Source organism: Streptomyces flavalbus (genome assembly GCF_042674625.1).
In the GTDB taxonomy this organism is placed as follows: Bacteria; Actinomycetota; Actinomycetes; order Streptomycetales; family Streptomycetaceae; genus Streptomyces; species Streptomyces flavalbus.
The window spans coordinates 6,964,885-6,978,732 of the sequence record NZ_JBHTEB010000001.1 but is presented as its reverse complement, the minus strand read 5'-3'; the positions used below and the strand labels follow the sequence as shown (position 1 = coordinate 6,978,732).

Annotated in this window: 5 protein-coding genes; 1 reads left to right on the top strand and 4 read right to left on the bottom strand. The window is 71.4% G+C overall.

Annotated elements, in window-relative coordinates; all coding sequences use genetic code 11:
• Window position 1: 1 nt before the first annotated feature.
• On the bottom strand, window positions 2–6,211 hold the full coding sequence (locus ACFQZ6_RS31185) for an RHS repeat-associated core domain-containing protein (protein WP_381615841.1): 6,210 nt from the start codon (window positions 6,209–6,211) through the stop codon (window positions 2–4).
• Window positions 6,212–6,221: 10 nt separating this feature from the next.
• Window positions 6,222–10,238 carry a LamG-like jellyroll fold domain-containing protein gene (locus ACFQZ6_RS31180; RefSeq protein ID WP_381615838.1) on the bottom strand — a complete coding sequence of 1,339 codons (4,017 nt, stop codon included), beginning with the start codon at window positions 10,236–10,238 and terminating at the stop codon, window positions 6,222–6,224.
• 540 nt (window positions 10,239–10,778) lie between these two features.
• On the opposite strand from ACFQZ6_RS31180, the gene ACFQZ6_RS31175 reads away from it, so the two are divergent.
• On the top strand, window positions 10,779–11,489 hold the full coding sequence (locus ACFQZ6_RS31175) for a hypothetical protein (protein WP_381615835.1): 711 nt from the start codon (window positions 10,779–10,781) through the stop codon (window positions 11,487–11,489).
• Window positions 11,490–11,567: 78 nt separating this feature from the next.
• Here the strand turns inward: ACFQZ6_RS31175 and ACFQZ6_RS31170 are convergent, their stop codons facing one another.
• On the bottom strand, window positions 11,568–12,278 hold the full coding sequence (locus tag ACFQZ6_RS31170) for a glycoside hydrolase family 11 protein (protein ID WP_381615832.1): 711 nt from the start codon (window positions 12,276–12,278) through the stop codon (window positions 11,568–11,570).
• Between the two features lie 345 nt (window positions 12,279–12,623).
• Window positions 12,624–13,826 (bottom strand): zinc metallochaperone AztD, encoded by a 1,203-nt coding sequence (gene aztD / locus ACFQZ6_RS31165; protein WP_381615829.1) that lies wholly within the window; start codon window positions 13,824–13,826, stop codon window positions 12,624–12,626.
• Window positions 13,827–13,848: the final 22 nt, after the last annotated feature.

Here is a 13,848-nt window from a genome sequence, read left to right as displayed (position 1 = left end):
CTCAGCAGTCCGCCAGTCCGCAGGCCAGGGACATCCTCGCCAGCCACTGCGCGAACCCGGGCGTGTCGGTGTCCCAGGTGGCGAGGTAGCCCGCGCCGACGGTCTCGCTGACGCCCCCTCCGAAGTCCCACGGGCTCGGCACGAGCGGCAGGGTCACCGACTTGCCCTTCCCGTCGAACGACTCGGAGAACACCACACCGGGCGCGGCGGCCTCCCAGGCCAGTCCGCCCTGCTCCGCGTACGACTGGTTGGACGCCCGTAGCGAGACCGACCCCCGGACGGGGAACCGCGTGACGTCCCCCACGGCGTACTTCGCGCCGCGCCGCAGCAGTTCGCCGTCGGCGCCGACGGGCACGGCGCGGGTGTAGCCGATCCCGTGCGGGTCGACCCCGCCGCACAGTTCCATGCCCGCCCCGAAGAGCGACCCCGAGGCGCACAGCGAGATCGACCACTCGCGGACCCAGCCCGCGGCCTTCTTGAAATGCCACGGCGCGTCGGTCGACTTGCAGTCCTGCGGCGAGCCGCCGAGTATCTGGCAGGTCACCGACCACTCCAGCTCCCCCTGGGCGGCGAACCGGAACGCGTCACGGTAGGTGAAGCGGTCCGAACCCTCGTAGCCCAGCGGCACCAGGGTCCGTTCGATCACGTCCTTGGGGAGCGGCAGGCCCTTCGGTCCGTACGGCACAGCGGTGTCGATCTTCCCGAGGTGGGCGCGCCGCGCCTTGAAGTCCTCGCGTTGCACGATCTGCCGGTAGCGGGCGGGACCGAGGTACTTCTTCGCCGCCGCGCTGGGGGCGGTGTAGCGGCCCTCGGCGTCGATGAAGTACTTCAGGCCGTCCGGGTCGGACATGCTGGCCGGGTTGTTGTTCGCGTAGGCGTACCCGTTCATCTGCTGGGGGTCCATCGGGTCGATGACCGGGTCCGCCGAGAGGAACCGGCCGAGGCCCGGGTCGTACTCCCGCGCCCCCAGCCGGGTCAGCCCCGTCGTGGTGTTGGTGGTGCCGCCGACGAAGCCGCGGTCGCCGCCGCGCCATGTGGCGCTGCCGGGGCGGGGGTTGCCGAAGAGGTCCGTGCGGCGGACGTCCATCGCGGCCGGGTCGGTCGCGCTGACCGCGATCTGGGCGGTGTCGTGGTGGTCGGTGGACAGGTACAGCAGCCCGTCGGCCTTGGTGCGGGTGCCGACGCCGGAGACGTACCGGCGGCCGGTCCGGGCCTTGGTCCCGGTGTCGAGGACGATCTCGCCGTCCCCGACGTAGAGCGTCACCTTGCCGGGGTCCCGGCGCAGCAGCGGGGCGCCCGAGGCGTCGTAGACGTACGACGTCCGCGCGGTGCCGCTGGTGATGCTGGCGAGCTGCCCGGCGCCGTCCCACTCCAGGGTCTGCCGCCCGGCCGGTCCGGGCCGGGACAGGGTGTGTCCGGCGTCGTCGTAGGTGTACGAGGCGGTGCCGCCGGTGCCGGTCGTCGTGGAGGTGAGCGTGTGCGGCTGGTCGGCGGGCGCCCCCGGCTCGGGCCGCGGGTAGTGGTAGGCCGTCGTGACGTCCGCCGCGCCGTTCAGGCCCTTGGCCGTCTTCTGGGTCCGGTTGCCCGTGAGGTCGTAGGCGAAGGTCTGCCAGTACGGCGCCGGGCCGCCGACGACGCTGGTGGAGGGGGCGTCCGCGCAGCCGCTGACCTGCGTCCAGACCTGGGTGACGCGCCGCAGGTGGTCGTAGGCGTAGCACTGGGTGTCGGCGACGGACCCGGCCGCGTGGTCGACGAGGGAGGTGATGTTGCCCGCCGGGTCGTAGCGGTAGTCGACCTTGTGGGCGGTGGTGCTGCCGTCCACCTCGCGGGTGAGCTGCTGCTGGGTCGGGCGGCGGGTGACCGGATCGTAGGCGTACCAGCGGGTGAGCTGCCGTGACGGCTGTCCGAGCGCCGGTTTCGGGCCGAGGACGACGCTGGACGGCTCGCCCAGTTCGGTGTACGCGGTCGCGTCGACGTAGGTCGTCGCGCCGGTGAGCCGGGCGGGCTGGCCCAGGGGCGTGTAGGTGTGGGTGAGGGTCTCGCTGGCGAGGTCGCCGAGCGCGGGCAGCGTCCGGCTGGAGAGGCTGCCGTCGGGCTTGTAGGTGTACGTCGTCGGGTAGTTCCCCGCGAGTTCCTCGGCGCCCGGCACGCTCGGGACCGTCACCGACGTCTTCGACGGCCGTCCGGCGGCGTCGAGTTCCTCCGTGCGTGTCACATAGGCGTCGCCGTGGTCGTAGCTGGTCGCGGAGGCCAGCACGCCCTTGCCGCCGGGCAGGGTGTCGTAGACCGACCTGGTCAGCGGGGTGCTGCCGGTGTCGGTCACCAGCCGGGTCTCCACGACGCGGCCGAGGTCGTCGTACACCGTGGCGACCGTCCTGCCGCGGGCGTCCGTGGTGGTGAGGGGCTGGCCCGCGTCGTCGTAGGTCGTGGTCGTGGTGCCCGTGTCGGGGTCGTGCGCCGCCGTCTTGCGGCCGAGCAGGTCGTACGCGTAGCGCCACACGTTGCCCGCCGGATCGGTGACGGTCTGGAGGGAGCCAGCGTCGGTGTAGGTGTACCGGGTGGTGTCCCCGTCGCCCCGCGCCGACCGGTCGCGGTACTGGGTGAGGGAGGTCACCCGGCCCTGGGCGTCGGTGACCGTGGTGGTGGCGGTGCCCCCGGGCGGCGGGACGACGGTGACCGTGTCGCCCGTGTGGGTGGTGGTCGTGCGCCACTTCTCCTCGTTGGCCGCCATCTGGAGGGTGGCGGTGACGCGTCCGGCGCCGTCGTACTCGGTGACCGTCGAGCCGGGCACGGACCCGGCGGGCGGCTGGTAGAAGGACCCGACCGCGCTCTTGTTGTAGTACGGCTCGTCGGTGCGGACCGCAAGGCCACGGGAGTCGTAGGTGGTGTTGGTGAGGATCCAGCCGCCCTCGGCGGCCGGGCTGGGCGCCTGGGTCTGCCGTGGCCTCAGCAGTCCGTCGAACAGCTCGTACGACGTGGTGGTGTTGCCGTTGGCGACGAGTTTCTCGGTGCTGACCCAGTTGGGGCCGCCGCCGTCGCTGACGTGGTAGGCGTAGCGCACGTCGGGGGTGTCGTCGGCGGGCGTGCGGCCGGGGTTGTGGACGGTGCGCAGGCGTCCCAGGGCGTCGTAACCGAGGCTGGTCCTGCGGTCGTTGGCGTCCGTGACGGTGGTCGCAAGGCCCCAGGCCGGGTCGAGGGTGGTCGTCTGGGTGTGGTCCAGGGCGTTGGTGACGGTGCTGGCGGTCGTCAGCCCGTTGGTCTGGGTGTACGTGGTCGTCGTGATGCGCTGGAGGGGGTCGGTGGTCCGGGTGGCGCGGCCGTAGCCGTCGTAGGCGGTGGTCGTCGCCACGTACTGCGGGGTGCTGCCGGAGTGGCCCTTGGCGGTCTCCGTCCTGGTCGCGAGGCCGCGGGTCGGGGCCGCGTCGTAGGCGTGGCCGTCGTAGAAGGTGCGGGTGTCGGCGAGGACGGCGGAGACGACGGGGTCGCCGGAGTGGCAGGCCACGCCCTCCTTGACGACGTGCTTCGGCAGGCTGACGAGGTGGGTGGTGGCGTTCTGGGCGTAGCTGGTGGTGGTGCACTCCTCGTCGCCGGTGACGCCGGTGTCGCCGTGGTCGTCGACGCGGGTGACGTTGCCGTGGTCGTCGTAGGAGGTGTCGACGCGGGTGGTGCGGTCGGTGCCGCCCGCGAGCCGCGTCCGGGACACGTCCCGGACGCTCTCCACCTGGTGTGCCCGCAGGGTCGTGCCGAGGACGGTCTGGGTCGCCGTCTGGCGGGACCACGGGGTGCTGATCCTGCCGGACACCTCGGTGGCGGTGTCGCCCAGGTAGGTGATCGACTCCCGTTCGAACCCGGCGTACTGCTGGTGGTCCGGGACGCTCGTGCCGGTGGAGTCGGTGACGGTGGGCGTCTTGGTGCCGCCCGCCCGGTTGAGGCGGTCGCCGTACATGCCGCGGAAGAACCGGTGGGTGGTCTTCAGGCGTGGGTGGTCGAGGTCCTGCCTGGGGTCGCCGGTGCGGACGACGACGCGCTCGTAGCCGCGCCACTGCGACCAGCTCCGCCGGGCCAGCTCGGCCAGGGGGTTGTCGTCCCAGGCCCAGGCGGCGCCGCCGGTGTACTCGTAGGCGGTCACGGTGGGCGCGGCGCCGGTGAGGTTGTCGATCTCCTGCACCTGCGCGACGACGTACTTGTGGAACCAGTCGTCGACCGGCTCGATGGCGGGCGGCATCGCCCAGCGCACCGGGAAGCAGCGCCGGGTGTTCGTCTCGGGCACGGGCCGGGTGCCGGGGGCGCAGTCGGCGGGGGCGTAGGTGACGCTGATCCGGCCGCCCGACTCGGTGTCGATGGCGGTCATCCGCGGCTTGTTCAGCTTGGGCAGGCCGTCGGTCGCGGCGTTCACGCGGTTCTCGTACAAGGTGCCGGTGAAGGTGACCGCGGGCAGCGCCACCTCGGTGGGCTTGCCGAGGCCGGTCCGCCTGACCTTGTTGAGCCACAGGCCCGCGTTGGTGCCGTCGCCCGGGGTGGGCCAGGTGTGCGTCAGGTCCCACCGGTCGACGGAGCGGTAGCCGCCGTCAGCGCCGAGGACCTGCGTGGTGATCCTGGCGAGGCGTTTCGTGGTCCAGAACGACGGGGTGCGCTGGGCGTCGGAGCAGGTCGCGCCCGCGCAGTCGAGGTCCCAGGGCACGTCGGGCCAGGCGGTGGCGGTGCGCTGGGCGCAGTCCGCGCCGCTGACGCAGCGGTCGGCGGGCGTGAACACCACCTTCGCCGGGACCTGACCGTAGTCGTCGCCGGTGCGGGTACCGTAGTGGATCTCGGAGAGGACGCCGCCGCGGGTGTAGGTGGCCGTGGACCGGCCCAGGTTCTGGCCGTACCTGCCGGTCTCCGGGGTGTAGAAGTAGCTCATCGAGTTGCCGTGGACGTCCACGACGTAGTCGAGGTTCCAGCGGTACGCCTGGACGCAGGCCGACTCGGCGAAGGTCGCGGCGTGGCAGGGCTCGTCCTCGTCGTTGCCGTAGACCGGGGCCGTCCAGGCGGACTGGGTGGTGGCGTCGCCGCTCGTCCAGCCGGGCAGCCGGTTGAGGCCGTAGTAGTAGCGGGTGCCGTCGGTCGCGGTGAGGATCCAGTACTCGCCGTCCCTGTCGCCGTTGACGCCGTCGGTCCTGCGGTCGATCCGGGTGCCGTCGTCGGACTCCGGTCGCCACCGGCCGTCGCCGCCCTTGACGAGCCTGCCGCTGAGGGCCTGTGAGGCGACCGTGGCGTTGTCGGTCTCCCAGCACAGGTCACCGGTCTTCGTCTGGCCGTTATTCCCGCCGAGGTCGTCGGCGCACGGCTTGTAGGTGCGTTCGATGTAGCCGGGCCAGAGGTCCCAGCCCTCCCCCACCCAGGACGGCTGGGCGTTCTGGGCGACGACGCGTCCGTCGACGGACTGCGAGGAGTACGACAGCGCCAGCGCGGGCGCGAGCCCGCCGGGGACCGGTGGGGCCTTGAGCCCGTACCGCCAGGAGAACCCGCCGCTGTTGAGGTCGGTCTGCCAACTGCCGCTCGGGGAGAGCGAGGTCGCCGCGTAGTCGCCGGTCGCGCCGCCGGTGTCGGCGGCGACCGCGAACGTCGTGGACCGGGCGAGGTCGACCTCGGCGGTCACCGTCCTGGCCCGCGCGTCGTTGCGGGCGCTGAGGACGGCCGTGCCGGGCCCGGACAGGGGGGTCAGGGTGAGCCGGTGCGCCCAGTCGCCGCCGTGCGCGTCCTGGAAGCCGGAGTAGTCGACGACCACCCTGACCCTGCCGGTGTCGGTGGTCTGGTCGGCCGGTGTGACGGACAGGGCGACACCGTCGGCGCCCTCCTTCAACGCCCGCGCCCGGGGCAGTACTTCGACCCGGACCCGCTCCGGGGCGCCGTGGCTGCCCGGCCCGACCTGCACCGGCAGCGCGGCGGCGTCGGTGAGGGCACGGGCGCCCTCGGGCAGGTCGACGGTCGCCGTCCCCGGCGTGGGCCAGGTCGCCGCCGCGCGCCTGGGTGCGCCGGTGGGCATCCCGGCCGGGTCGGGGTCGGCGGGCCGGACCACCTTCACGGGCACGGACCGCACCGGCTCCGGCCTCTCGAAGACCGGCTGGCGGGACGACGACCCGGCGTCCGGGGGGAAGGCGGCGGCGCCTTCGGTGGTCATCAGCAGGGAGGCTGCCAGGGTGACCACGGTGATGACGGGCGTGAGTTTCATGCGTCCCTCCTCAGACCTGGGTCTTCAGATAGCCGAGTACGCGGTCGAGGCGGGCGCCGGGCCCGCAGTCGGGGTCGGCTGGCGCGTCCGGGACGACCAGCACGGAGTTGTCGAACCGCTCACCGGACTGCGCGACACAGCGGTAGAGCTGCTTCGCGGGCCCGCCCTCGGGCGGCGCGTCCCAGACGAAGCCGACGGTCTGCACCGCCTGGTGCCCCTCGCAGTCCGTCTCGACGGAGCTGAACAGGTCCCCGGTGGCGGTGTCCCGGCAGGTCTTGAGCGCGGTGGTGAGGTGGGCGAGGTACCAGTCGCTCGCCGCCATGATCCCGAGGCTCCACTCCGGGTGGTACTGGGCGGGGACGCGGAACGGCGAGGAGGTGTGGTCGTGGGGCGCCCCGCTGTTGACGTAGCGGAAGAGGTGGCGGTACCCCTGCGTGTAGCCGAGGAGGAACTCCGTGGTCTGGCCCTCGCAGCCGGGGTCGGGTGAGGCGAAGTGGCCCTGCCCGGGGACGTTGCAGCGGTAGACCGGGACGGCCGACTCGTCGGGGGCGTTGACGTGGAAGCCGCCGACGACACCGAGCCGGGTGTAGCCCTCGCAGTTGGTGGTGGAGCTGAGGAAGTAGTCGCCGGGACCGGTCCGGCAGGAGTAGATCGTCCGGGTGCCCTCCGTGCCCTCCGGCAGCGGGAACCCGAGCGGGTGCTCCAACTGGGCCGCCGGGTGCACCGGGCCGGTGGTCACGACGTGGTCACCGGCGACGTTGAACCGGGTGAGCTGGCCGACGTGGAGCGGGTCGGTCGACGGGGCCGGGTCCACCAGCGTGTCCATGACCTGGTCGCCGGTGCGCGCCCCCGCCCAGACGCGGACCTCGTCCACCGCCCCGCGCAGCGGCGTGGCCGTCGAGCCCACCCGCAGCTTGCCGCCCGCGTTCCAGGGGGTGGCCGCCGCCTCGCCCTGGAGCTGTCCGTCGACGTACAGCCGCAGCACGCCCGCGGCCTGGTCGTGGACGCCGGTCAGCAGGGTCCAGGTGTTCGCGACCGCCGCCCTGGAGGAGGTGACGGTGGTCTCGGCGGCGCCCGCCGTGTCGGTCCTGGCGCTGCTGAGCTGCCAGCGCTTCAGGGTGCCGTTGTAGCGGAGCTGGAAGGCGCTGGCGTTGGTGCCGCGCTGCTCGATGACCGTCTGGTCCGCGCTGCCGGGGTCCTGCCAGCACGTGTCGTCGGGGTCGGCGCAGACGGAGTCCAGCTTCACCCAGGTGTTGACGGTGTGGCTGGAGTCGGTGCGCAGGGACGACGTCGAGGTGGCGGTGCCCGCGTCGAGGTGCAGCGCGGTGCCGAGGTCGGCGGCCGGGTCGTCGTGCTTGCCGCGCACCCAGGAGGTGGCGCCCGCCAGGGTGAGGTCGCGGTAGTACCCGGAGATGTCGCCCGCGGTGGTGCCCTCCCCGTCCTCGAAGGGGACGCGCAGTTCCAGGGTCGCCGGGTCGACCACCGCGAGGTCGTGGATGGCCTCGGCGGACAGGATGCGGTCGTAGGCGCGGACCTCGTCGACGGCGCCGCGGAACTTGTTGATGTAGCCGCCCGCGTGCTGGTTGCGGCCGATCTGGAGGGGCCCGGTCGCGTCCCAGGCGGTGGTGAATGAGGCGGTGCCCTGGTCGCGGCCGTCGACGTACAGCCGGATGGTCCTCGTGTCGGCGTTGTAGACACCGGTCAGGTGCGTCCAGCGTCCGGCCACGGCCGGGGTGCGGGCGATGACCCTGGTCGCGGTGGTCGACGTGGCCGTGTCCCGGATGCCGAACGACCAGCTCCTGGCGGCGGCGTGGTAGGCGAGCGCGTATCCGGAGTGGGTGGCGCCGTTCTGGGTGAGGACGACCTGGGGGGTGTCGTCGGCGGCCGTCAACCTGGCCCACGCCGACACGGTGAAGGACCGGTTGGTGTGCATCGGGGCGGTGCTGCCGAGGGCGACGCCGTCGGCGCCGGTGAACAGCAGCCCGCCGCGGGTCCGGCCGGTGGTCCACGGGGTGACGGTCGGGTTCACGACTCCGTCGCGGTGACCGGCCGTCGCGTCGGGGGCGGCCTTCTCGGTCAGGCCGTCCAGGTGCCAGTAGCCGACCGGTCCGGCACCGGCGCCCACCTTGAGCCAGTAGACGTCCGGCTGGACGCTCTTGTTGCCCGCCTTGTCGACCGCCCACACCTGGAGCCGGTTCGTGCCCTGCGCGGGCGGGGTGATGCGGGCGTTCGCGGCGACGCCACCGCTGGCCGCGACGGTGCCCTGCTCGACGGTGCCGCCGCCCTCGATGGTGTAGCGGAACGAGGTGACGTCGGCGTCGGCCGCGATCCGGAACGCTCCGGTCCGCCCGGCCCCGCCGGTGTGGCCGCACCCGTCCTCGGTGGCGTCGTCGGGGAACAGGCACTCGGGGTACAGGCCGTCCGCGCTGGTGACGACCGGTGTGCCGGGCACGGTCCGGTCGATGGTGACCTCACACCAAGGGCTGACGGGCCCGTCGTCGACGAAGTCGTTGCCGACCACCCGCCACATGTACGTGTGCCCGTCGAGGACGTGCTGCGCCGGGACGTCGACGGAGAACGGCGACCCGGACGCGGCGGTGCTGGCGAAGGCGTACCAGAGCCGTGAGCTGGCGTTGAGTTCACGCCACTCGTACCACGCCCGTACGCTGCCCCCGTCCGGGTCGGAGACGCGTGACCCCAGCCGGACGCCGCGCGGGGCGCCGCTGGTCTGGGTCGGGTTGAGGGACGGCCGGTTGGCGCCGGACCCGCACGGGACACCGGGCTCGTTGGAGAGGCTGTAGGGCGCGTTGGGCCGGGTGTTGTAGGTGACGGTGAGGGTGGGGTTCTTGGCGAACTTCTTCCACGCGAGCTGGTCCGCCTCGTAGTTCACGGTGCTGGTCCGCGGGGCGCGCAGCACGATCGTGGTGTCCGCGTCGGCCCGGCGCACACCGCCGCTGTCGGCCGGGAAGGCACCCAGCGCGTTCCAGCCGACCCAGGCGTCCGGGCAACTGGCGCTGTAGCCGTGGGCGACCGTCCGGCTGCCGAGGCTGACCAGCTCCCGGGGCTGCCGGTTCCAGGTCGTGGGCGACAGCAGCGGCTCGGTGGCCTTCGCCTCCACGGGCCTGGCCGTGCAGGACGGCGCCCAGGTCTCCAGCGCGTTGAACTCGGCGCCGAGGATGCGCTTGCCGACCAGCGAGCCGGTGTTCCACTGGAAGTACGACCGGTGTACGTCCGCCCCGTTGCACCCCGCCCAGCCCGCGCAGGTACCGACCTTGGCGACGCCGTCGTCGCCGCCCTGCCAGTACTGCTGGTCCGGGTACCCGGAGGCGACCATGGACAGCCCGTACAGTCCCGGACTGACGTCGGGATCGATGGACACGGGATAGACGGTGTCGGCGTCGCGGAGCATCTCCTGATCGGGCCGCAACGTCATGGCACGCGCGGAGAGCGACACGTGAACGCCCGCGGTACGCCCCCGCTTCCCCTCGCTGGCGTCCCACATGGTGGCAGGTGGCGCGGCGAAGGCGAGGGCGCCGTCAGGGGTACGCGCCTCGACGACCCCGGACTTCTTCACGTCCAGGGTCCCCCCACGAACCCGCAGCGGAAACCGCAGCGCCTTCAGCGCGTCCTGCCGCGCCGCGGCGGGGGTACGTACGACGAACCGCTGGGCGTACCCCACCTCCGAGACGACGAACTCCAGGTCGACGCCGGGCAGGACACCCCGGTAGACGGCTCTGTTGCCCTCCAGCTCGGGCCTGGGCAACGCCCCCGGCCAGTCCAACTCGACGGACGCCCCCAGCCGGTCGTACCGCACCATGGGCCTTTCGGATCCTCCACCGGAGAACGCCATCCGCACCCCCGCGGCCTTCGGCGCGACGGTCCCGTCGCCCCGCCTCACCAGCGTGGTGTCGGGCTTGGTCCAGCCACCGGCCGACGTCCGCACACGGGTCGGCAGGACGCTGAACGTGGACGTCATCGTGCCGTCCGGATTGGCGTACACGGTCTCGGTCTCGCTCAGTTGGGACACGACGACCTGCCGCTCACCGCTCTCCCGGGCCCGCGCGCTGGCCCACGCGACGCTCCCCCGCGGATACGCCTCGCTCCGCGCGACCGCGGCGGCACCCTCTCCGCGCCCACCCGACGGCAGCGCGTCCGGCGCGACCCCATGAGCGCACCCACGAGCACCAGTCCCCACAACCCCCGCGCTCGTCTTCGCATGACGCCTCCTCACCGGATCCCCACCGGTGCCCCCACGGCACCGGGGCGACCCCCGTCTCTCCGGTCGGAGAGCAGATCCTCGCGAACGGCGACTTCAAATCGGCTTCAGCTACGACGCGTCGCCACGGGTGGGCTTCGATCACTTCGGGGAGGGAGCGCTCACCCGGACTGCCGCCGCCCTCCTAGGCGCCTACTGCGCCAAGCTGTGCGCTGGCAGAACCTGAGGAACACGGTCGCGGCGGCGGACGGGAGGCGCGGGAAACGCCTGGTTTCCCATGCGCACGGTTGCACCTAGCCCTCGATCACGCCTTCCCTTCACAACGGGTATCCGTCCGTGCATCATGCCGAGATGGAGATCGCCGAGATGGTGCACGTTTATGTGAGCACGCTCGTGTGGCCCTGCGTGGTGCTGGGGTGCGTGCTTGCCTTTCGTAGACAGTTACGAGAACTGTTCTCCCGAATGCGAAGAATAGAAACCCTCGGCGGAGCCGCCGAGTTCGAGGCCATGGTTCGAGAAGTGGCCGACATGGCCGAGGACGTACAAGAAAACAGTCGGCACAATATTTCGCCCGCCGAAGCGCGCCGTCTGACCCGCCCGGTGATTGACCCACAATCCTCGACCGTCTCCGGCGAGAGCGGAACAGAGACGTTGCATCGGCTTGTGCCAGAGCGTATTTCCCACGAAGACCTGGCGGGGGACCGTAGGATCGATCCCCTTCTCGATGACGCGTTTCGGATGGTGGAGAACCTGCCCGCCACGGCCATCGTCACCGCGCACGCTCGCATGGAGTCGTTTGTCTATCTTTTCTTGCGGAACATGAATGGCGGTGCTCCCTCCACCGAGCCGTCCCTAGTGGGCGCCCTGGGGCAGATAGGAGTGTCAGCCCGGACCCTGACGCTTGCCCAGCGGCTTGTCGACCTCGGGGACCAAGTGCGTTATGAGAACACCGGAGTCACCAGGGCCGCCGCCATTCAGTACATCGAGTCCTGCACGGCGGTGCTGTCCGAAGTCCGCGGCATGACCCCCAGACTGCCCGCTTCCCCGCCCACTCGGCATTGACGCGACGGCAGACGCGACCGCGGCTGTGGGATCCGCTTGAAGGACGGACCCCACAGCCGCTCGTCAGGCAGGCGGACGTCAGCCGCTGACCGTGATGTTCGAGCTTCCGCTGCTCTGGTAACCCTCGGTTGCCATGATCATGTAGTACCTGAACTGGCCCAGGTTCATGCCCGCGCGCGCCCAGGCGTCGAAGTGGTTCCCGGTGGTGATGGTGCCGGAGCCGCTGGTCACCTTCGACTGGCGGACGCTCCAGTACTGGTCGAAGGTGCGGGTGCCCTCGACGGACGGGGCGTTGTACCGCGTGGTCTTGTAGATGTCGTACGTGCCACCGTCGCTGTAGACGGTGCCCCGGTACTCGCCGGTGGGCCGGTAGCTGCCCCAGTTGTCGACGATGTAGTACTCGACCAGCGGGTTGGAGGTCCAGCCGTAGAGGCAGCCGTAGCCGTTGCCCGACGGGTTGAAGTAGCCGGTGTAGCGGACCGTCCGGCGCCCGCCGGTGTTCCACCCCTTGCCCGCGACGAAGTTGCCGCAGTTGGTCCACTGGGTGCTGTAGCTGCCGCCGCCGTTGAGCGTCATGGAGACGGAGCCTCCACCGTCGGTCCAGAACGAGTAGTACATGCCGTCGTAGCCGGTCTGGTTGGTCCTGATGGTGGTGGCGGCGTGGGCGGTGCCGGGCAGCAGCAGCCCGGACGCGGTGGCGAGTGCCACGGTGCCAGCGCCGCCGAGGAAGCCTCGGCGGCTCAGGCCGCCGAAGGGAGCCGGGTTGTGCTTGATCTCTTCGTGCTGCATACGTCCTCCCGAGGAAGGCTGGTGGGGGGCCGGGCGGCTTCTGCCGCCCGCGGCCTTGCGTGGAGCACGGCGGGGGTTACCCCGTCGTCGCGGTGGCCACAGTTTTCGTACGACGGCATGAGCCTGTCAACAGTTTCGGCAGACTTTCGGAAACATCCCCTTAACCCGAACGAGCTTCGACTCGCGTGTATGCGCAGGTCAGTCGCCATCTCGCGTTCACTTTCACGAGAGGCGTGTTGAGATCCAGAGGCGTATCAACGCAAGTGCGGGAACAGGGTTCGAAACATTCGGACTCGCCATCGCGGCAGCGCAGCCGCCACCACGATGGCGAGAACCGAGGCAGCCTCAGTGCCCGGCAACCACACCCGACAGTTCGTTGGTGCTCTCCGGCAGGGTGACCGAGGTGGTCTTCTCGCCCGTGTTCAGGTCGACGGCGTGCAGCGCCTTCCTGCCGGGCTCGGAGACGTAGGCGACGTGGCCCCGGACGAACAGGGTGGGTCGGGCCTGCTGCCAGTCCAGGGGCTCCTGCCACTTGCCGACGACGGGGATCCTCTTCTCGACCTTGCCGGTGGTCTCGTCGATGACGTGGAGGGCGCCGTCGGTGCCGAGGACGAGGGCCTCACCCCGCGGGCCGCGGCCCAGGGAGCGGAAGGAGTAGCTGGCGCCGAGGTCGACCAGGCGGAGCTTCTCCCGCTCCGTGTCGATCAGGGAGACGCGGGTGGGGCGCTCCAATTCGGCCTCGGGGTCGGTCTTGTAGTCGCCGAGGAGGACCGGCGAGGCGTCGCTGCCCGCCTGGTTGCCGATGCGGCCGTAGTCGTCGGGGGCGTCGATCTTGGTGAACTCGCCGTCCTTGTAGAGGAGGATGCCGTCCTCGCAGCCGACGGCGATGACCTCGTTCTCGGCGGCGGCCTCACCGTGGACGCCGGGGCAGTCCTCGTTGCGCGCGATCTCCTTGCCGTCCTCGTCGAGCACCAGCGCGCCGGTGCGCTTCTCCTCGGTGCCCACGGTGCTCAGGAGTCGGCCGTCGGCCAGTTCGATGGCGACGCCGTGGTGCGCCTCGGCGGAGGTGTAGGTGCGTCCCTCCGGCTTCTCACCGCGGCCCAGGTCGGCGGGGTCGAAGACGTTGACCTCTCCGGTGCCGTCGGTGAAGAGCGCGGTCTTCCCGGCGTGGCGTACGACGTGGCCGGGCTTCGCACCCTCGTACGCGATGTCGGTCAGCACCTGTCCGGTGGCGTTGAGGACGCGGAAGCCGCTGTCGGTGGAGACGATGACGTGGTCCTCGTCGCCCGCCGGGTTGACCCGGTTGAAGCCGGGCAGCTCGATGGTCTTGGCGAGTTCCAGACTCTCGCCGTCCAGGATGTAGAGGCCGCCGTCGAAGGTGGCCACCAGCGGGTTCTCGACGGCTGTGGCGGGTTGGGCGCTTGCGGTGGCGTCGGTCTTGGTGTCGGCGGAGGAGGAGTCCTCCCCGCCGCAGGCGGTCAGCACGGTGGCGACCGCCAGGGCCAGTGCCGTGCCCGTGAGGGCCCTGCCGCGTATCGACTTGTTCACTTTCCTGTTCCTTTCAGGGGGA

What these genes read in the sequence shown, in the direction of transcription:
- ACFQZ6_RS31185 (WP_381615841.1), bottom strand. Translation starts at nt 6,211, where the DNA reads ATGAAACTCACGCCCGTCATCACCGTGGTCACCCTGGCAGCCTCCCTG.
- ACFQZ6_RS31170 (WP_381615832.1), bottom strand. Translation starts at nt 12,278, where the DNA reads ATGCAGCACGAAGAGATCAAGCACAACCCGGCTCCCTTCGGCGGCCTG.
- ACFQZ6_RS31175 (WP_381615835.1), top strand. Translation starts at nt 10,779, where the DNA reads ATGGAGATCGCCGAGATGGTGCACGTTTATGTGAGCACGCTCGTGTGG.